Genomic DNA, 20,639 nt, shown 5'->3' with positions numbered 1-20,639 from the left:
AATCATTTAGCAGTGACGAACATGACTCATTGACAACAGAAAATATATTATCAACTTTTTTCTTCTTTTGCAACCCCTTTTTGCATCTTTTTTGATTTTTATTTAGCTTCCGCCATCCAAACACCCTTTAAATCAGCAATTGTTTGATATCCAAGATGTTTTTTATTATCTGTCCAGTATTTTTTCTTATTGAAATGTCTTGAATCATATGACAACTTTTGCAAAGTTCTTAGTGATAAACTAATTTGCCTTGTATATTCATCAATATCCAAAATCTGAACAGTAATTTTCTGACCTATTCTATATAACCGATTTATATCAGCTATATACCCATTTTTACATTCTGAAATATGTATTAAACCTTGCCGATTTGCTTGATTCAATTGAACGAAAATTCCATACGGCTTAATTCCGGAAATCTTACCCGAAATTATCGCACCTATTGATAATTCCATCTATACTTTCCCCCTATGTTTAGACTAACATATAATAACAATTATGAAAATAAACTTAGGGGGTGCACTTTGCAAAATATAATTTACGACTTAGCGATCATTGGTGGTGGACCAATCGGAATTTTCACTGCTTACTATGCAGCTATGCGTAACTTAAAAACTATTCTTATTGAGAGTATGCCAAAATTAGGGGGACAGCCCTCTAACCTCTATTCTCAAAAAAAGATTTATGACGTTGCTGGTCAATTTGGTATTACAGGTGAAAAATTAATTAATCGGTTAGTAAACACCAATCAGCAATTTCAATATAAAGTCTGTTTAAAAACTACAGTTTTACAAATTCATCATGATTGTTCTCATTATCAGTTAAATACTAATCACAATAAAATTTTAAGTAAAGCTGTTATCATTACAGCAGGAAATGGGCCTTTTACACCACGTAAATTAAACTTTGACTACGATCCTAATATCGAAGGAAAACAATTAACTTATTTTGTTCAAAACCTTAATGACTTTAAAAATCAAGACGTCTTAGTCGCCGGTGGTGGTGATACCGCTGTCGATTGGGCCCTTGCTATCAATAAATTGGCTAATAATACCTATTTGCTGCATCGACGCAATCAATTTCGTGCCTTGGAATCTAGCATAAAGTCACTCAACAAATCAACAGTTAATCTGCTGACACCTAACATTATCACGGGCATCTACCTCAATCATCAGCAAAAATTAAATGTTACCTATAAAACCATCAAAATAGGTACTGAACATCAGCTTGTGGTGGATAAATTATTAGTTAATTATGGAATGATTAATGATTCACGCTTACTAAAAACTTGGCATTTAAATTTACAGGGACCCTTTATTCAAGTTGACTCAAAAATGCATACTAATAGAAAGCATATTTACGCCGCAGGCGATGTAGTTAGTTATCCTGGCAAAGAACGCCTAATCACACTAGGTTTTGCTGAAGGACCGATTGCTGTCAATACCGCGATCGAAGAACTTTATCCTGACAAAAGACATTTGGCACATAGCTCATCTTTATTTAATTGAAATTATAGTTGGCACTAAAATAGAGAACCTGTAAAATAAAAAACATAACTTACCTTTGAAGGAGAATTTATGCAGTTAATTGATTTTGTCATGAATGTTGATAAACACCTTTTCAGTTTGGTAAATCAATTCGGTGATTGGTCGTATATAATTTTATTTGGAATTATTTTTATTGAAACAGGCGCTGTTATCTTACCTTTTTTGCCGGGAGACTCGCTTTTATTTGCTGCAGCAGCCTTAGCGGCCAATAAAACTAGCGGCTTAAATATTTGGACCTTGTTAATTCTATTTTTAGTTGCCGCAATTAGTGGTGATTCTTGCAATTACTTTATTAGTAAATATCTAAATCATTGGCTTCAAAAAAAGAAGTGGTTTCATAAACTAGTTAAACCGCAATATCTAACACAAGCTCAAGAATTTTTTGATAGACACGGTGGTAAGGCAATTGCTATGGGACGTTTTATTCCTATTGTTCGTACATTTGTACCGTTTGTTGCAGGTGGAGGTGCCTTAAAATATTCAAAATTTTTGCATTACAATGTCATCGGATCATTCGTTTGGGTATCAATCTGTTTAATTTGTGGACACTTCTTCGGCAATTTACCTTTCGTCCAAGATCACTTCTCAATGATCGTCCTTGCAATTATCTTTATTTCCGTAATTCCGGCTTTAATCGGCATGTTACGGACAAAAAAAGCAGGCAACTAAAGCCTGTTTTTTTGATGTTTCCAGATGAGAATTAAAAATACTAAAACTTCAAAAATAATAAAAGCTAAAAAGAAACAGTGCGCAAAAAATGTATCCGGCAAAATATTAATAATTGGATCTTTAAGTGGATCAAACAGCCAATCATGATTACGAAATAATAGCTGATGAAACGCGACGAAAAAACCATCAAAATCAATGCTGACAATAATTCCTAAGAGCCAAGGAACTACCAATAGAATTTTAAAAAACGCGATATTAAGTATTATAAGAGGGCTAAGCTGATGTTTTTTAAGCCAAAGCAAAAGGAAACACCCTGAAAGTATAAATAAAAATACCACAATTCCAAACAAAACTTTAACTTCATAAAAATGTTCTATCCCTGATGGCGAACTGATAAAATGACTGACTCGAAACTTCGTTTGTATAGGTAACAATAAATATTGCATTACTTGTTGGTAACTATGCCAAATTTGTTTAGATGTTAAATGAACTATCAAATCTAACTGCAAATAGTGCAAATCCCACCAAAATATTAAATAGCTACCACCAATCGTTAACAGCACCGTTGCCGACAACAAAAAGATTAGACTAACTATGCAAAATAAAAGATTCATCAACGTTTAAACTTCCAACTCGTCGAGACTATCAATCTCAATTGTCGGTTTTTGCCGACAATCAGCAATTTGTTGTTTGGTACTAACACCCGTATAAACTAAAATTGTATCCAGATCAGCGTTGAAACCACATTGAATATCTGTCTTATAATTATCACCAATAATTGCCACTGTTTGACGCTGCCAACCAAGTTTGCGCAATGCAAAATCAGCAATTAAACGTTCAGGTTTACCGATGTAAATTGCCTTTTGCTGTGTTGATGTTTCTACCAAGGAGATAATTGAGCCAGCACCGGGAACTAAACCACGTTCATTGGGTAAATTAGTATCCGCGTTAGTGCCAATAAAACTTGCACCAGCCTTAATAGCCAGTGTTGCTGTTTCAAATTTATGATATGTCACATCCGTATCCAGTCCTACTACTACATAGTCAGGATGTTTTTCCTCAACTTGAATTCCCAATTGAAAAATTGCTTGCTTCAAACCAAACTCACCAATCACAAAACAAGTCTGTTGCTTAGAACCATCATTATGTCGCACCAAATAATCTGCAGTAGCACTCGCTGGCGTAATAACTTGGCTAGATTGCACCTGAATATCATGATTTGTTGCTAGATTTTTGACAACTTGCTCTGGAGTTTTAGTTGTATTATTTGTTAGAAAAGCAAACGCAATGTGTTTGCGCTGCAAGCGCCGAATAAACCGAGCCGCTGCTGGAATTTTATCCTTACCACGATAGACAGTTCCATCTAAATCAATCAAATAGCCCTGATACTTCAACCTAATCACCTTTTTTGTCATATTAAGCAAATTCTAAAATTTCGATTATTGACCCATAAAAAACCAACTTTTCTATCTTAACATAGCCAAAATGAGGCAACAATAATCGCTTTTTTATTTTTTAATAGCTATTTTTGTTAGTTTGGCCAATTTAGAATTTTGCTGTAATGGGCGCCGCCGAAAATGATTGCGACCATTATTATTATTGCGATTAGACTTTTTATTAGTTGCACGATGCTGTTTGGGAGATTTATTTGTCGCAAAATTTGCATGATGCTGAGTAGTTTCATGCTCTTTTTCTAAGACAAAATAAGCACAACCGAAATTGCAATATTCTAAAAGATAATCCTGCAAAGTATCAATTTTTTGATCAATTTTTGCTTGGGGCCGATTCATTTCGTAAAACCCTCGCAAGCGCAATTGACCATATCCCCAATCACCGACAATATAATCATATTTATCCAAAATAGCGTGGTAGCGCAATGCCAAGCGCTCAGGATCAAAGGCTTGTTGATGATTAACAACCACTTTATATGGCTCTCGATTAATTTTGATCAACTGATCATTAACTTGCAAAACTTCAGCTGCAGGTTGCTCATCAGGAATATCTGCATTATTAGCCGCAATAGCATGTTCAATACTCCGACTTAGAATCGACTTCTTCTTTTCTATTGATTGGTTCTGGTTATCTGTTATCAAAGTTTTCTCAATCACTTTCTTGTTTTAATGGATATTTTTTGGTCAAGTAACGTCCTAACGTTTCGCGAAAAAATTCTGGATATAAAATCCGGTTCTGACCAACAATTTGCAATGTCGGGAAGAAGGGAATAAACGAATAATGATCCAAAAGTGCAATCTGATAAATCCGATCTGACTGCACTAATTGTCCATTGTAGAAAACTTGCTGCAATTTGTGGTCAACTTGAACTCCAGAAAAGACAATTTCACCAAAAATTTTACCGCGAAACCCCATACCCTTTTGCGGAAAATTACGTAAAAAACCACGATTTTTTTCAACTTCCATTACAAAGCGCCAAAAATCTTGTCCTTTTAATTTCGTAATCATTATGTGTACCGCGTGAGGTAATTGTTGATGCAAAGTATCCGCAGTGACTAAACCGGCTTGCAAATCAGTCAAGAATAAACCGCTGCTCAGCATTGCTGCTGAACTATGCGTAATTTCCTTGAGCGCTTGCAAGGCCATATTAATTGCTGCACAGGATGTAAATGGATTTTTAGTCAACGTTGTCGGTAACCATGCCAACTTTTGCTGTTGCAACAACTGACGACCTTCTCGTTCATAAGTAGTAATAACACGTTGATCTGCCGCATGCTCAGGTAAAGTAGCCGTTTGAATAGTCCTTGCAGATTTGGTTATCAACTGATGATCTTGTAACTGCAAATTAATCATACCAACATGTTGACCATATTTACCAGCCGCAGTTAGTAAAGTTTGATTAACCAACTCACCTTGAGGTAATAAATGATGGGTGTGTGCGCCAATAATAATATCCAACTGGGGATAAGTTTTAGCCAAAATGCGATCCATACTCAAACCTAAATGAGACAACAAAACCAACACATCCACTTGCGGTGCTAATTCGACAATCAACGTTGGTAATACCTGAGCAACCTCTTCAATACGCCAATCGGCCAACGGATAAGCGGAAGTATAAGGAGCAGTTAAACCGAGCAGACCAATTTTTGTTTGTTTAGCAGTCGTAATAATCCGATATTCTTTAGCAAAATGAGGCAACATTTGATTAGTTTCTTTCAAATTGCCCACAATCACATCAAATTTAGCCGTATCGTACATATGCTCTAAAACATTATGGCTATAGTATAAACCTTCGCTGTTACCAATTGTTACCGCATCATAATTCAGCCGATTCATCCATTGAATATTGGCCTGTGCTTGCGTCGTTTCTGTTAACGGATGCTGACGATCAGTTGCATCGCCTACATCAAACAAAAAAGTCTGTACATTTGCCTCCTGATTGACTTGACGGCGATGTTTGATAAAGCGTTCAATACGCGGAAAGTTTTCAAAATGCGAATGTAAATCATTCGTGTGAAGTAGCTGAATTTGTTCGTCCATTATATTCACCTTTTCTAAAAATTCTACTAAATCACTTAAATGTTTTTTGGAAATGATTTATGATACTAATAATATCAAAAAACTAATTGACATTGTTTGCTCGCAAAATTTGTTCATATGCTGTTTGAATTTTGCCAGCAGGTTTGTCCCACTCGTCCCAATGATCAAAATCTTCATCTGGAAAAGTATAGGTTTGATTGACATAGTCTTCATAAGTCTGAACAGCTGTGGAGTGAGGAATATTCAACTCTAAAATGCGAACTTCCTGAATCATTCCCCGTTGAGCAGCTAACTCGGCTCGACCGTTCATAAACATATTAGAAATTTCATAATATTTACTCCCATCGTTGCGAGTAATTTGTTCAATTAAATCTAAAGTTTGATATTTATCCAATTTAAATTTTACTCCTATCCTATATGAGGTTATATTTGTGTTCAAAAAATCTGCATTAACAGCTTTAATCAGCATCATTTTATTATTTAATAGTGGCTTTACCGTAATTGGTCATCGAGGCAATCCGATGAAAGTCCCTGAAGAAACCTTTGCTAGCATTAATTCTGCCTTTGATGACGGTGCTCAATGGGTGGAATTAGATATCCACGAATCTAATGATAATCAGCTTATTATCTCACATGATCGTAATCTAGACCGCGTGACTGGTCAAAATTGGATTGTCTCACAACATTCGGCCAGTCAATTAACTCAATTAAAGCAGAGTAACGGTGAAAATATCTATACGATTGATCAACTATTTGCTCAATATCAAAATCAACCGAACACCAAATTTTTGATTGAAACTAAAAAGACTAAACACAATAATCCTAAGAACATGGAAGCTTTACTGGTCGCTGCTATTAACAAGTACTATATGCAATCACGCGTGATGGTCCATTCCTTTTCCCTAGATAGTCTAGAAAATATGAAAGCTTTAGCACCACAAATTCCTCGTATCTTTATTGCTGGCAGCTTGAAGCGATTAACCTTCGAAGTCTTTCAAACTAGCAATGCAGTCAATGTTTCTTCTGCATTGCTAACACCACGTTTAATTGACCAATTACATGCAATTGGTCAAAAAGTTTTTGTTTGGGATGAAATGACTGAAAACCCTAAACAGTGGAATTGGTTAATCAACTTACCAATTGATGGCATTGTAACCAACTTCCCAGAGCGTGCAGTCTATTATCAACAACTCAAAAAAAACACCAATCAATCTAACACGAATTTTATGGCTACCTTGCTGAATAATCAATCACAACCAATTTGGGAAAATCCATATCCTAATTCTCCACAAAGAGGACAGTTAGAGCCCAATAGCACCGTGCACATTCAAAAAGAAATCGACTGGGAAGACCAAACCTATTTTCAGATTGATACCAACCGATTCATAGCGGCTAATGGTCTAGTCCAAAGTTTATTTACACCCAATCTAGCGCCCTTTTTAAATCAACAAGTGGTCGTTAAAAATGGTCCAACAAATCGTAACCTCCGCCTAGATCCTAATAATTTTGCTAGTCAACAAGGAAGCTTAGTTCCTAATCAAGTATATTGGATCACAGCCTTGCAAAATGTCAATGGTCAAAATTGGGCTCAAATTAATTACCGTGGATGGATTCAACTTCAAAATCTCTTGGTTAGTCATAGTAGCGCCCATTATTATGATAATTTTGAACAATATAATAACTACGCCGCCAACACCGACAAAAAAGCTGATCATTTGGTAGATATCAACGAACAAATTACGTTAAAACCGAGTCCTGTCCGTTTACAAATCCAAACCAACGTCAGTCAGCTACCGGCTATCACTTACACCTGTGGCATTGCCAGTAATTTAAATCAGCTTAAAAATAACGCAGCCTGGTAAAACAAATACCTCAGAGTCTGATATATTAAATTAAGCAAACAATAATTGGAGGAAAAATCTAATGAATTGGAAAAAATTAGCTCATAATTATCAAGCGCAAATGATTCAAGATTTGACTACTTTAGTTGCTATTAATAGCGCTAATGATCCCAAACAAGAAACTACAGAATTCCCCTTAGGTCCTGGTCCAGCTCATGCTTTACAACAGATGCTAGCTTTTGGTGAGCGTGATGGCTTTATAACTAAGAATGTCGATCAGTTAGGCGGTCACATTCAATATGGAACTGGTGACGAAATTTTGGGGATTTTCGGTCATATGGATACTGTGCCCGCGGGCGAAGGTTGGAACAGCGATCCTTTCTTGCTCACAAATGTTGATGGTCAATTATTTGGGCGCGGAGCTTTAGATGACAAGGGTCCATCTCTAGCTGCCTATTATGCCTTAAGAATTTTGAAAGATCAGAATATCAAGCCCAGCAAAACTATTCGCTTAATTTTTGGAACTGACGAAGAAAATCAATGGCGAGGCATCAACCATTATTTAGAAGTGGAACCTCTACCTGATTTAGGCTTCTCACCAGATGGCGAATTCCCAGTAATTAACGGTGAAAAAGGCATCGTTTCTTATCAATTACAATTTCCTATCGCTGCAACTACTGGCGACCAAGTCTTAATGAGTTTTCAGGCTGGTTTACGTCCCAATATGGTACCTCAAAGTGCAACTTGTGTCGTTCAAACTCTGGATAGTTCTGAATTGGTCAATCACTACAACTACTATTTAAAACAACATCCTCAAATTCAAGGAAACGCACTAATTCAAGATCAAGCAGTCACTTTAACGCTAGTTGGTCAAGGGTGTCATGCGATGGAACCTGAAAATGGCTATAACGCTGCTACCTTTTTGGCTGATTTCTTAGCTGACCAACGCTTCGATGATCAAGCTCAGGCTTATCTGCAATTTATTCAAACAAAATTACATTTAGACTTTACTGGAACCAAATTAGGTTTAGCTTATCAAGATGAAACAATGGGAGCTTTGAGCCAGAGTCCTGATATTTTTCAGTATGATCAAACAAACAGTGGCAACATCGTTATTAACGTACGCTACCCTAAAGGGCACACTGCCGGCGAATTACAGGAACAATACCAACAATCTTTACCTATTAACGGAAATGTGACTGCTGCAGAACATGCCCAAGAACCCCACTACGTTAGTGATTCAGATCCACTAGTGAGTGAATTATTAAAAGCATATCGAACCCAAACTAACGACTTAACCAGTCAACCCATGACTGTCGGCGGAGGTACTTACGGCCGACTATTAAATCGTGGAGTGGCCTTTGGTGCGTTAATGCCAGACGGACCTAATGTGATGCACCAAGCTAACGAATACATTACAATTGACAATTTACTGCAAGCAACTGCAATTTATGCCGATGCCTTATGGCGCTTAACTAAAAACAAGTAAAGAAAAGCTTGCCGTAACCAGCAAGCTTTTTCATTTGGCTGCATGTTGACTTTTAAACATTACAAAATGCACTAAAATCGTAATTAAGAAGGAAACAAATAAGATCACCACTACCAACAAATAGGGACTATTGGGATTTTGATCCATTAAATAACCCGCAATAATCGGACCGATCACATTACCAACACTGGTCAAAGACGTATTCAAACCATTAATTAAGCCCTGATTAGCATGACTAGTTTTAGTAAGTAAAGTAGTAATTGACGGTCTCAACAAGTCAAAAGCCGTAAAGACAATTAACGTAGCCACGATTACTGACACAGTCTGATGCGTTTGCGTAATCCACAAAGTCGCCAATGAACCGCTCAAGAAGCAAATTGCAATGAGTTTGAGCTCACCAAAAAATTGCGTTAGCCAGTCAAATAAAACCACCTGAAAGAATAAGGAAATTAAGCCGTTCAATGTTAGAACTAACGCAATCAAGCCCATTCCAAAATTAAACACCTGATTCACGTAAATGCTATAAATGCTTTCAAAACCCTGAAGTCCAAAAGATGAAATGAAAATCATTGCAAATAAAACTGTTAGCACAGGCGTTAAAAATTCTTTGATACGCATTTTAGGAACTTTCACTGTCTGTTCAGTCGTTTCGTTAGGTAAAAACAGAATCGTAAAAACAAAACTAACTAAGCCTAACAGAGCTGCCGCCCAGAATGGTGTTTTGTAAGTGATATGGGCTAATAAACCACCCAAACCCGGGCCCAAAATTAAACCACCACTAAAAGCTGCCGATAACCAGCCAATCACTTTTGCACGTTCCTGGTCACTAGTCATATCTGAAGCCATCGCCATCGAAGCTGGTAAACACATCGCTGATGAAAAACCACCAATCACCCGTGAAATATTAAATAACCAAAAATGATTAGACAAAGCAAAGATTGCCTCGGCTATAACATACATTAACATGCCCCAAGCAATAATTTTCTTTCGACCAATACGATCGGAAACTCGTCCCATAATGGGAGAAATAATAAATTGTGTAAACGCATTCAAAGCTGTCATAATCCCGATATCTGTCGTTGAAAGACCATAAGATTTTTTGATATATGGTTCAACAGGAATGACTAAACTAATACCTAAGCATACTAAAAAGTTCCCGATAATAAGAATATATATAGCCCGTTTGGTTGTTTTATCCATCATAATTGCTCCTATATAAAAAGCCCAATAATTGACTATAACCTAAACACAATTATCAAGCAAAAGTAATTAATCCATTTATTGAGATTAATCATAACATATCGTAACTTTTTACACAGTTCTAATTTCAATGGAGTCTCACCAGAGCGTTTATCTTGTTGTATAATAGTTAAAATAGATAGAGTGTTGGCTTTATCATCAAAATTTTATTGAGTAATGAATCAAAAATAAAAGGTAGGTTTTTTTGTGAGAAATCAAAATTCATGGTGGGATCGCCTCTTTAATCACATTCGTCAACATTTTCTAACGGACGATCAGCCTGTGGGTGTCCATTTCCAAAACCACTTTCGTTCCCAACCTGTACCGCAAGCGACTAATACGCCGGTTCAGGATCCATCTGCAAAATATGTCGTCAACCCACAAGATCTTCCCCGAACAGTTGGAGGCAAGTTAACATTATTCGTCAGTATTATTCGTAAACTTGTTCTGATTGGTTTTGTAACTTTTTTACTTATTATTGGCTTAGGTGCCGGTATCGGTAGCGGCTATTTGGTTACTTTAATCAGTAAGGAACCCATTCCCACTTATACAAGTTTAAAAAATCAAATCGAAAAAACAGATCAATCTACAACATTATACTTTGACAATAATGTCCCTATGGATCGTGTTCTTTCGGATACCAAACGGATACGCGTTAATTTTGACCAAATCTCGCCTTATATGAAAAAGGCGATTGTGGCCACTGAAGATGAAAACTTTTACGAACATCACGGGGTGGTCCCCAAATCGGTGATTCGGGCTATTATCTCCGAAATTACCGGCTACGGTACCCAAACTGGTGGTTCTACTTTAACTCAACAATTAGTTAAAATGCAGATTTTATCATCGGAAACGACTTGGAAACGTAAAGCTACCGAAATTTTGTTGGCTACGCGTTTGGAAAAACATTTTTCTAAGGATCAAATTTTAGAATCTTATTTAAATGTAGTTCCACTAGGATTGAACAACCAAGGTCAAAATATTGCTGGTGTTCAGGCAGCTGCGCAAGGTATTTTTAATACGAATGCAAAAGATTTAACTTTGGCACAAGCTGCTTTTATCGCTGGCTTGCCGCAAAGTCCGTCTGTTTACACACCGTTTGACCAACATGGTAATTTAAAGAGTAATCTCAAATTAGGTTTAGAACGTAAAAATACCGTTCTATTTAGAATGTATCGTCACGGCGATATTTCTAAAAAACAATATTTAGCGGCTAAAAAAGTTGATTTGCGTTCTCAATTTAAAAACCAAGCACCGGCACCTAAAGCGCATATTAAATATGGTTATCTCTATAACATGTTAACTGCTAAATTGCGTACCAAATTGATGCATCAATTAGCACGTGAGAATAACATTAAGTATTCCGAAGTTCAGCACAATAAAGACCTATATCAAGTTTTCTCCCAAAAAGCGAACCGGATGATGAGTGAACATGATTATCAAATCCATTCAACGATTGATAAAAATCTTTACGATAATATGCAAACTGCTTTCGCCAAAAATGCTGATTTATTAGGGACCACGCACCATACTACTACCCAAGATCCTAATACTGGCGCTACGGTCAAAGTCACGGAACCGGTTCAAAACGGTAGTGTATTATTAGACAACAAAACCGGTGCTGTCTTGGGCTTTGTCGGTGGACAAGACTTTAAGCAAAATCAATTGAACCATGCTTTTGATACCTTGCGTTCACCAGGTTCGTCAATTAAACCAATGCTTGTTTATGCACCAGCAGTTGAACGAGGCATTATTGGTAGCAAAACGATGTTAGCCGATTTCAAGGCTAAATTTGGCAAGTATAAGCCGACCGATTTTGACGATACTGTTGGGAATAAATTCGTTCCCGCGGATAAAGCTTTAGAGCAATCTTTAAATATTCCAGCCGTGCATCTATATGATCAAGTCCTTAAAAAAGTTAATCCACGCAAATATATGGATAAAATGGGCTTGAAACTCAGTAACAAAGAATACCGTGAATTAGGAATTTCTTTAGGGGGAACTCGCAACGGTTTCAGCGTTCTTCAGGAAGCCAGTGCCTTTTCAACCTTTGCTAATCAAGGTGTTCACGTTAATCCGTACTATATTGCCAAGATTACAGATGTTAATAATCATGTTATTTATCAGCATCACACCAAAAAACAGCGCGTCTTCCAGCCAGGAACCTCATATATCATGCAACAGATGATGCATGGCGTTATTGAACAAGGAACAGCTTCTTCATTAACTTATCAATTAGACTTTGATTATAAGAACGCCTTTGGTAAAACCGGAACTTCCAACGACTTTAGAGACAACTGGTTTGTTGGTAGTACTGCAGGCGTAACGATGGCTACATGGATGGGTTATGATAATTTGTACAGGCACAATTATGACTTAGATCCTGATTCTACCGAGACTAATCAGACAACATGGGCTAACTTAATGAATAGTGTCTATCAAACTAAACCCGAGTTACTTAAGGAACACACTACAATGAAACGTCCTGATACTGTTAATGCCGAAAAAGTTTTGCGTCGAACTGGAACCTTACCCGGCAGCATTAATTATGAAGGTTATCAAAGCCAAATCAATACTCCGACAACTACAAGCCTCTTCTTTAAGACCCATGCCAAACCACTTTCGAAACATTTTGGCATTGGTGGTAAAGATAAAAATTATCGCCTCTTCTGGAATAATTACTTCGGCGCCGATAATGGCTATGGAATTACTCAATATTTGGACGAAAAAAAGGCTAAATCACCTAGCAAACGGCATACCAATGGCTTACCTGATTCCATCATTGGTAATTATGTTCCTGAATCAAGTAATAATAGCAGTCTATCTAATAGTGAAAGTGAGAATTCATTTACTAATTCTATGGTCAGTGGAACCGGCGGAACTGGCACTGATAATTCTGAGCCGTCTCTGCCCGCCAATGAGACTACTGAATCTCCAGCAACTCCGGCAACGACTACGCCACCAGCAGAAGACAGCAATTCTTCGAAAGTTAGCGATTCATTAAGCGACGCTAGCAATTAAATTTTTCAAAATGGACAGCCATATAATGAATAATTTCATTGTATGGCTGTTTTATTGTGTACATTTTATGACATCAAAAAAACCGAATTCCGCAGAATTCGGTTCATCTAAGTAACTAATTTACTTTGTTGTTCCTCGTTTAATCAAGCTATATGGTAATTTAATATCAATATTTTCAACTTCTTCATTGTTCATCAATTTCGTCAACATCCGCATTGCAACAGCACCAATATCATATAAGGGCAACGCAATAGATGTCATCCTAGGCGCCGTTACTTCACACAAAATAGTATTGTTACTGGTAATAACTTCAAAATCTTCCGGAATTTTCACACCAGAAGCCGTTGCTGCGTTCAAAATCCCCGCGGCTAAGAGATCGTTAGCCACATACACAGCCGTTGCGCCACTTTCATGAATAACATCCCAAACTGCTGCGCCGGCTTGCAAATTGTACATGGTTTCAAACACATTATTAGATGAATATGTCAAACCTGCTTGCTCCAAAGCCTCACGATAACCGGTCAACCGGTACTTGCCATTGATTGAATTACTCAAATCATCTGCAACCAACGCCACTTGCCGATTGCCATTATTAATCAACAGTTGCACCACATCACGCACAGCCGTCTTATAATCAATATTGACACTAGGAATTTTACCGCTATCATCGATTGCACCAGCAAAGACTACGGGTACCCGTGAATTATTAATTTCCTTATACAAATCAGCAGAAACTTTTTCTCCCATATAAATAATGCCATCAACTTGCTTTGCTAATAAATCACTGAACATTTGCTGCTCACTAATGATGCCTTTATTATTGCTGGTCAAAATAATATTATATTTGTACATTGAAGCAACATCATCAATCCCCTTAGCCAAATTAGCATACAATAAGTCAGTCATGCTGGGAATAATAACACCAATCGTTGTACTCTTTTTGCTAGCTAAACCACGAGCCACAGCATTAGGCCGATAATGCAATTTATCAACGACAGCCATAACTTTCTTGCGGGTAGTCTCTTTGACATTGTTATTGCCATTCACAACCCGTGATACCGTTGCCATGGATACGCCAGCCTGCCGCGCAACATCAGTAATTGTAATTTCTTTCTCTGGTTTATCCATTTTGATACCTCATTTTCAAGTTTTTTCATTAGTTTTCATACTCAATTTAGCAAAAAATCGTTCAATTTGCAAGCGCTTATATCTGAAAACCTCATTTTCATGAAAAGTGCTATAATTTGTTTAACATAAATTAGGAGGATAACAATGAATCATTTACAGAGTTTACAAAAGTGGACTGCTGATCAAGGTTACGATGTGACTTATATCAGTAATCCCACGGATATCTTGTATTTCACAGGTTTTCACAGTGATCCCGAAGAACGGGTACTGGCGCTCTTTGTCTTTGCCGAAGCAGAGCCGTTCTTGTTTACACCACAACTAGAAGTAGAAGCTGCTAAAAAAGCAGGCTGGAACTATGATGTGTTCGGTTACTTAGATCATCAAGATCCCTTTGCACTAATTGCTGATCATATTAAGGAACGAACACATAGAGCACAAAATTGGGCGATTGAAAAGGCCGATCTATCTTATTTTCGTTATGAACAAATCAAAATGCAATTTCCGGATGCTCAATTTCCGGGCAATGCCTCTGAATTTTTGGATCAATTAAAACTCATCAAAACTCCTGACGAAATTGAACTGATGAAAGAAGCCGGCAAACAAGCTGATTATGCCTTTAAATTAGGTTTTGAAGCTCTCTGTACCCAACGTACTGAACAGCAAGTTGTTGCCGAAATCGAATATGGTTTGATGAAACAAGGCGTAATGCACACTAGTTTTGATACGATTGTTCAATCTGGTAACAATGCTGCTAATCCGCACGGTGTACCCGAAAAACGCGCTATTAAGGCCAATACGCTCGCTTTATTTGACCTCGGAACTAACAATCAAGGCTACATGAGTGACGCAAGTCGGACAGTGGCTTTCGGGACTCCGTCAGCTAAGGAAAAAGAAATTTATGACGTTTGCTTACAAGCGCAATTAGCGGCTATGGACGCTGCCAAACCGGGTATTACTGCCGAAAGTTTGGACAATATTGCTCGCCAAATTATTACAGATGCCGGTTTTGGCGAATACTTTATTCATCGTTTAGGACATGGTATCGGTACTTCGACACATGAATTTCCATCCATTATGGAAGGCAATCAAATGATTTTAAAGCCTGGCATGTGCTTCTCCATCGAACCGGGAATTTATATTCCAGGCGTCGCAGGTGTCCGTATTGAAGATTGTGTCTATTTGACGGAAACTGGTTGTGAAGCTTTCACACATACCTCCAAAGATCTACAAATGATTCCTGTTAAATAAGCATCTTTTGCAGACAAAAACTCTCAACGATAAAATGTTGAGAGTTTTTTATTAAAAATGCAACTTTAATAATCTAATAAACGATAGTAGCGTCGTGTTTGGGCTGTCCGACCAGTTTTCACAGAATACATATTATACAAAGTGTCAAAGTAATGATTTAACGCATATGGTTCGACGAAAGCTCGGATATCAGGATCCAAATCCTGAAGTGCAAAATTTTGTAAGTCGATTACTAATGGCTCTGCAACCAAATTTTTCACAAAATTTAAGACCCGTAAATCCTCTTGCCGGTTAGCACCACTATTAATCACGACATTAACATTTTGATTCTGATCAACAATTTCAAAGGGACCATGAAAAAATTCGCCAGCATTGATCGCCTGCGCTTTAATGCGTTGAATTTCTTCTAACATATAATTGGTGAAACAACAAACTTCCCCCCATAAATTGCCAGAACCAACCCACATTTGCATTGCTGACAAATCGGTTTGGTTAACCTGCTTCAACGAGTATGGCAATAATTGTTTAATGCCTGCAATAATCGGCGCTTTGGCACCAATAATTTGCTGTTTTTGACGGACTAATTGCGCAGCATCGCTTCCAGCTAGATTTAACAAAAACCAACCAACCGCCAGTAAATTAGCATCCGTATCAATCGAATGAATCCGTGCATCAATTAATTGACTTTGCTCTAAAGTACTATGATCGTCACCAATAAAGGCTATCAAACTGCAATTCGGTATTTTTTGCTTTAAAACTTCGACTAAATGCAAAATTTCACTTGTTTCGCCCGTTTTAGTTCCTACCACAACTAATGTCCGCGCTGTAACTTGCGATTGATAAGTTTCTAACAGTTCGGCCGGAGTTACAATCATGAATGGTACCTTTAATTTGGCAAACATTAACGCTTTTAAATTCACAAATTTCGTAAATGTGCCGCCACAGCCCACAAAAAAGATTTTCTGGTATTGACGACCCTTGAGCGAATCCACGATTTCTGTAACATGGTCTAACTCATTTACTGAGGCCTGATAATTTTTCGAAAAAATTTCTTGATTAAAATACATAAAATTTACTTTCCCTTCTAAGGCTTCAAGATTCCTAAAAACGCCCCAACAACACTAATTACTAAAATACTGAGTAAAATCCAAATCATTTTGACATGCTTCTTTTTCAGCAACCAAGCAATGAAAAAAGTGACCGCTAACGGCAATAAATCGGGCATAATTGAATTTAATAAAGTCTGAATTGTTTCAGGATTTTTGCCACCACTAATTTTGACTGGGAGCTTAATCACCACCATCGAAGCAACCATCGCGCCAATGACCGTGTTGCCCAAAATATTAATGGCATACGTAATTGTGTTCATTAAGCCATCAGCCATCTTATCAACAAAGGCACTGCCTAATTGATAGCCCCACATCGTTCCATAATAACGAACCAACAAATTGGGGATGTTATAAATTAAAATAAACAAGATCGGTCCTAAAATACTGCCTTTTTGAGCCAAAGAAACTCCGATGCCACTTGCAATGATCCGCAAACTACCCCAAAACACAGAATCACCAATTCCTGACAAAGGACCCATCAAACCTGTTTTCATAGAGTTAATCGCACTGGGATCAAAATCATCATCAGCTGCATTTTTCTCTTCCATGGAAGCCAATACTCCCGCAATAAACGGGGACGTTGCCGAAGTACAATTAAAAAATTCCAGATGTCGTTTCAAAGCGGCTATTTGGTCTGCTTTTTTGTCATATAATTTGGTAACGATGCCTTTCATCGTATAAGCAAAACCTAAACTCATCATTCGTTCATAATTAAATGAAGCTTCCATGGGCATACTGCGCCAAAAAACACCGCGTAAATCCTTTTTCGTTAATTTTTTGGATACTTGAGACTTAGAAGTCATCTTCTTGTACCTCCGTCGTAGACTGTTTTGTGGTTGATGTAGACTGATTTTGATGAATTTCTGTCATAATTAAGTACATGATACCTGCAAAAATAGCGCCAATAATGGAAGCAGCAATCATATCTAATTTCAAGTAGGCGGCACAAACAAAACCTATAAAGAAAAATGGTGCTACCTTTTTGGAAAAAGTCATATTCAATAGCATTGCAAAGCCTACTGCTGGCAAAACTTCTGTGGTAATCGTAATGCCATCAATCAAGGCCTTGGGAATAATTTTGACAAATTGACTTACTAAGCCGCTCCCCAACGCAAAAGAAGCTGTTGTCACCAAAGTCATCAAAATAATTCGCGTGAAAGATGCCCAAATGTGCATATTAGCAGCCTGCGTAATTTGTCCCGCGTCCGCTAAACGATCCGCTTGATGAGCCATTGCCGGAAAAATAACCACATATAATAAATTCTTAACTAATAAACCTAAAGTCGCAATCGGCAAAACCAGTGTTAAAGCCACACTAACACCATAACCATTTTTCAAAGCTAACGCAGTGGCCAAAATTCCACCGATAATTTCGTCAGGAGGTACCGTTGCACCAACTCCCATTAGCCCCAAAAAGGCCAATTCCAAGGTAGCGCCAATCATCAATCCTTGTTTCACATCACCGAAGACCATCCCAATCAATAATCCCGTCACAATCGGACGACCAATAAACGACGAACCAAAAAAATCCTGCATGTTCGCAACCAACGCCACCAAAAAGACGCCTATTACTTGTAAGACCATAATTTTGCCCTTCTTATTTAATTAATGATGAAAATGTTGTATCAGGATCTGTCGGTGCTTGTTTTACCAAAACTTGAATTCCTCGTTGCTCTAATTCTTGCAATTGTGCTGTTTCTTCAGGTGTCACATAAACCGACTTAGCAATATTTTGAGCACCAGCTTTCTTATTAGCCAGACCGAGGTCAATTACTTTAATTTGTGGAACTAATTTAGCTAAACGGTAAGCATCACCAATATTTTCTACAATAATAAAGACACGATACTTGTCCGTTACACCGCTAGCAATAGCCTTGGCAGAATCTGCAATCGATTTAAAAATTAATTTGGCACTATCTGGTTTCGCCAATTGCAGTGTTTTTTTGCGAAAATTATCTTGAGCTACACTGTCATTAGCAATCAGTAAGGCATTTGCGGACAAATTATTCGTCCAAGTAAAGGCCACTTGTCCATGAATCAGGCGATAATCAATTCTAGTCATAACAATCATTTTTTGGTCCTCCTTTATTTTTAAAAATCTTCCTCAGCTGGTGTGGCAGTAGAATCCAATTGAACTAATTGCAAACCCTGCTGTCCCAATTTGATCAATTTCTGCACGTTGGTCACGCTTTGCGCAACTGTTTGACAATTCGTGGTGTTCACATAATTAACTAATTCCAATAAAAAGGGTAAATTCATGCCAGAAATCAGCAGACAATTAGAGCGTCCTTGAGTAAAAGTCATTAATTCATTATTAACTGAACCGCCAACCACGTCCGACACAAAGATTAATTGCTGCTGCAAAATTGGTTGGACTTTTTGTGCTAATTGGTCACTAAAATTCAATTGATCATCTACGTAAGCGGTTAAATAATGTAAATGTTTTTGGGACCCCATAATTAATGAAATCGCTTGGAACATCCCCTTAGCTAAAGTAGAGTGACTAGCTAGAATAATTTCCTTTTTCTTTCACCTCCTTCTACATAGCGAAAACGTTTTACATTTGCCAGTTTAGAGCAGACCTCTTTTAGAGGCAATAAAAAAAAGACCATTTTCAAAAATGGCCTCTTTTTCGCAACCAATTGGACAACCAATCACCGTTTGGTCGTAATTTTATAATTCACAAACTCCGGATTATACCAAGATTGCGTATACTCAACTAATTCGTGTTTATTCGTATAACCCCAATATTCAAAATAGAGCAAATATGCATAATCCGTTGGCGAAAATAACTGACTTAATTGTACTTGAGCGTCTACTAATTTGAACGCCCTAATCTTAGTTTTGAACTGTATCGGCTTTTTATTTTTAAAATCCATATAATCATATAAAGACAACTGACTAAAATCGTAACGATGCGCATCGGGAAATTTTTTAAAAGGAATATAGGCTTTTTGTAAAGCCAATGGATTCTGGGCCACAAAACGCGTCCGCACCAACTCGTAAAAATCTTGCGCACCATTATGAAATAGATCCGCCAATTCAGTATTCCGATAAAGTGCTTGAAACGATTCAACATGACTAGTTAACGACTTTTTATTAACGCGCATCAGTTGCGTAAACGAATTCGGTGCATTATCCCCAATTCTTAAAGGATCCTCCGCACTGAGTTGCACTAAATAAGTACCATCGCCGGGATATTTTTGTAAAATATTATCTTCAACCAAAGCATCAATCGCATTTTTAATCGTGGATCGCGTATATCCCAAAGTAGTCGCTAATTTACGCTCGTTCCAAATTTTAGAATTGGGTAGAAAAGTGCCGTCCGCAATTAAATTAAGTAGATCCTTTTTAGCAGATTGATATAAGTATCGACTCATCTAGTCCCTTTCTGAAACATAAACTCTGCAGGCAACATTGCTTCTTCTTCGTAACGAATCACTTGTTTTTGAGCATTTAAAAAGGTTGACTGCCGCAACAAAATCTGCGCTTGCGCTGGGGAAAACTGTAACCACTTTTTTTCGTCATCATTCGCCCAAGTTAACATAATATCATGCCCTATTTGCACAACTTGCTCTTGAGCATCAACGATTGCTTCCAAATCTGCCACCGACTGGTCATTTTCTGGCAAGTACTGGGTGGGAACTAAGGAATTAAGTAATGCAATCGGTCGTTGGTCCTGCGTCAAAATAAATAGTCTTTTCTGCAATTGTGCCAATTTTTGATGAAATATTGCATCATAAAAACCAGAACTAGCCAATTGCTGCTGCTCAACACATTGTTGGGTGCGCTGTTTAGGGGTGTAATAATGATATAAATCAATAATTTGCATATAGCAACTCCATAATTGATCAGT

General features: G+C 37.5%; 21 protein-coding genes. 6 read left to right on the top strand and 15 right to left on the bottom strand.

The genetic code is table 11. From position 1 onward, the window contains the following. Positions 1-98: 98 nt before the first annotated feature. Positions 99-455 carry a CvfD/Ygs/GSP13 family RNA-binding post-transcriptional regulator gene (locus MOO45_RS02060; RefSeq protein ID WP_249514767.1) on the bottom strand — a complete coding sequence of 119 codons (357 nt, stop codon included), beginning with the start codon at positions 453-455 and terminating at the stop codon, positions 99-101. Between the two features lie 69 nt (positions 456-524). On the opposite strand from MOO45_RS02060, the gene MOO45_RS02055 reads away from it, so the two are divergent. Further along, positions 525-1,508, top strand: a complete 984-nt coding sequence (locus MOO45_RS02055) for an NAD(P)/FAD-dependent oxidoreductase (RefSeq protein ID WP_249514766.1) — start codon at positions 525-527, stop codon at positions 1,506-1,508. A 69-nt stretch (positions 1,509-1,577) separates the two neighbouring features. Then, positions 1,578-2,216 carry a VTT domain-containing protein gene (locus MOO45_RS02050; protein WP_249514765.1) on the top strand — a complete coding sequence of 213 codons (639 nt, stop codon included), beginning with the start codon at positions 1,578-1,580 and terminating at the stop codon, positions 2,214-2,216. Here the strand turns inward: MOO45_RS02050 and MOO45_RS02045 are convergent. From MOO45_RS02045 to MOO45_RS02025, 5 genes are all read right to left on the bottom strand, one after another. Further along, positions 2,213-2,830, bottom strand: a complete 618-nt coding sequence (locus MOO45_RS02045; RefSeq protein ID WP_249515130.1) for a TIGR01906 family membrane protein — start codon at positions 2,828-2,830, stop codon at positions 2,213-2,215. The two genes, MOO45_RS02050 and MOO45_RS02045, sit on opposite strands and share 4 nt — an antisense overlap. A gap of 6 nt (positions 2,831-2,836) precedes the next feature. After that, positions 2,837-3,610, bottom strand: a complete 774-nt coding sequence (locus tag MOO45_RS02040) for a TIGR01457 family HAD-type hydrolase (RefSeq protein ID WP_249515129.1) — start codon at positions 3,608-3,610, stop codon at positions 2,837-2,839. 114 nt (positions 3,611-3,724) lie between these two features. Next, a complete protein-coding gene (locus MOO45_RS02035) occupies positions 3,725-4,309 on the bottom strand; it encodes a YutD family protein (protein ID WP_396022413.1) in 585 nt (194 codons plus the stop codon). A gap of 7 nt (positions 4,310-4,316) precedes the next feature. Continuing rightward, positions 4,317-5,708: a bifunctional metallophosphatase/5'-nucleotidase gene (locus tag MOO45_RS02030; protein WP_249514764.1), complete on the bottom strand. Its 1,392-nt coding sequence runs from the start codon at positions 5,706-5,708 to the stop codon at positions 4,317-4,319. Positions 5,709-5,790: 82 nt separating this feature from the next. Next, a complete protein-coding gene (locus tag MOO45_RS02025; protein ID WP_249514763.1) occupies positions 5,791-6,102 on the bottom strand; it encodes a hypothetical protein in 312 nt (103 codons plus the stop codon). A gap of 37 nt (positions 6,103-6,139) precedes the next feature. Here MOO45_RS02025 and MOO45_RS02020 point away from each other — a divergent pair, with 37 nt between their 5' ends. Beyond that, entirely contained in the window at positions 6,140-7,570 is a 1,431-nt protein-coding gene (locus MOO45_RS02020; RefSeq protein WP_249514762.1) for a glycerophosphodiester phosphodiesterase, read from the top strand. A 61-nt stretch (positions 7,571-7,631) separates the two neighbouring features. After that, positions 7,632-9,038 carry a dipeptidase PepV gene (gene pepV, locus MOO45_RS02015; RefSeq protein ID WP_249514761.1) on the top strand — a complete coding sequence of 469 codons (1,407 nt, stop codon included), beginning with the start codon at positions 7,632-7,634 and terminating at the stop codon, positions 9,036-9,038. A gap of 30 nt (positions 9,039-9,068) precedes the next feature. Here the strand turns inward: pepV and MOO45_RS02010 are convergent, their stop codons facing one another. Beyond that, a complete protein-coding gene (locus tag MOO45_RS02010; RefSeq protein ID WP_249515127.1) occupies positions 9,069-10,238 on the bottom strand; it encodes an MFS transporter in 1,170 nt (389 codons plus the stop codon). A gap of 246 nt (positions 10,239-10,484) precedes the next feature. Here MOO45_RS02010 and MOO45_RS02005 point away from each other — a divergent pair, with 246 nt between their 5' ends. Beyond that, complete coding sequence (locus MOO45_RS02005) at positions 10,485-13,298, top strand: transglycosylase domain-containing protein (RefSeq protein ID WP_249514760.1); 2,814 nt, start codon at positions 10,485-10,487, stop codon at positions 13,296-13,298. Positions 13,299-13,418: 120 nt separating this feature from the next. On the opposite strand, the gene ccpA is transcribed toward MOO45_RS02005, so the two are convergent. Then, complete coding sequence (gene ccpA / locus MOO45_RS02000; RefSeq protein ID WP_249514759.1) at positions 13,419-14,426, bottom strand: catabolite control protein A; 1,008 nt, start codon at positions 14,424-14,426, stop codon at positions 13,419-13,421. 144 nt (positions 14,427-14,570) lie between these two features. Between ccpA and MOO45_RS01995 the strand changes: the two genes are divergently transcribed. Beyond that, positions 14,571-15,674, top strand: a complete 1,104-nt coding sequence (locus MOO45_RS01995; RefSeq protein ID WP_249514758.1) for a M24 family metallopeptidase — start codon at positions 14,571-14,573, stop codon at positions 15,672-15,674. 65 nt (positions 15,675-15,739) lie between these two features. On the opposite strand, the gene MOO45_RS01990 is transcribed toward MOO45_RS01995, so the two are convergent. From MOO45_RS01990 to MOO45_RS01960, 7 genes are all read right to left on the bottom strand, one after another. Then, positions 15,740-16,741 (bottom strand): SIS domain-containing protein, encoded by a 1,002-nt coding sequence (locus MOO45_RS01990; protein ID WP_249514757.1) that lies wholly within the window; start codon positions 16,739-16,741, stop codon positions 15,740-15,742. 17 nt (positions 16,742-16,758) lie between these two features. Beyond that, a complete protein-coding gene (locus MOO45_RS01985) occupies positions 16,759-17,586 on the bottom strand; it encodes a PTS system mannose/fructose/sorbose family transporter subunit IID (RefSeq protein ID WP_249514756.1) in 828 nt (275 codons plus the stop codon). Beyond that, the gene (locus tag MOO45_RS01980) at positions 17,576-18,367 is read right to left on the bottom strand and encodes a PTS mannose/fructose/sorbose/N-acetylgalactosamine transporter subunit IIC (protein ID WP_249514755.1); all 792 of its coding nucleotides are present in this window, start codon (positions 18,365-18,367) and stop codon (positions 17,576-17,578) included. The genes MOO45_RS01985 and MOO45_RS01980 overlap by 11 nt, the downstream gene beginning before the upstream one ends. Before the next feature lie 13 nt (positions 18,368-18,380). Beyond that, entirely contained in the window at positions 18,381-18,854 is a 474-nt protein-coding gene (locus MOO45_RS01975) for a PTS sugar transporter subunit IIB (protein WP_249514754.1), read from the bottom strand. 20 nt (positions 18,855-18,874) lie between these two features. Next, positions 18,875-19,264 carry a PTS sugar transporter subunit IIA gene (locus tag MOO45_RS01970; RefSeq protein ID WP_249514753.1) on the bottom strand — a complete coding sequence of 130 codons (390 nt, stop codon included), beginning with the start codon at positions 19,262-19,264 and terminating at the stop codon, positions 18,875-18,877. Positions 19,265-19,437: 173 nt separating this feature from the next. Next, a complete protein-coding gene (locus MOO45_RS01965) occupies positions 19,438-20,163 on the bottom strand; it encodes a GntR family transcriptional regulator (RefSeq protein WP_249514752.1) in 726 nt (241 codons plus the stop codon). Continuing rightward, positions 20,160-20,615: a hypothetical protein gene (locus MOO45_RS01960; protein ID WP_249514751.1), complete on the bottom strand. Its 456-nt coding sequence runs from the start codon at positions 20,613-20,615 to the stop codon at positions 20,160-20,162. Before MOO45_RS01960 ends, MOO45_RS01965 begins: the two co-directional genes overlap by 4 nt. Positions 20,616-20,639: the final 24 nt, after the last annotated feature.

The organism is Bombilactobacillus folatiphilus (assembly GCF_023380265.1).
Classification (GTDB): Bacteria; Bacillota; Bacilli; order Lactobacillales; family Lactobacillaceae; genus Bombilactobacillus; species Bombilactobacillus folatiphilus.
The sequence above is the reverse complement of the archived record's forward strand: the minus strand, read 5'-3'. Positions and strand labels throughout refer to the sequence as shown.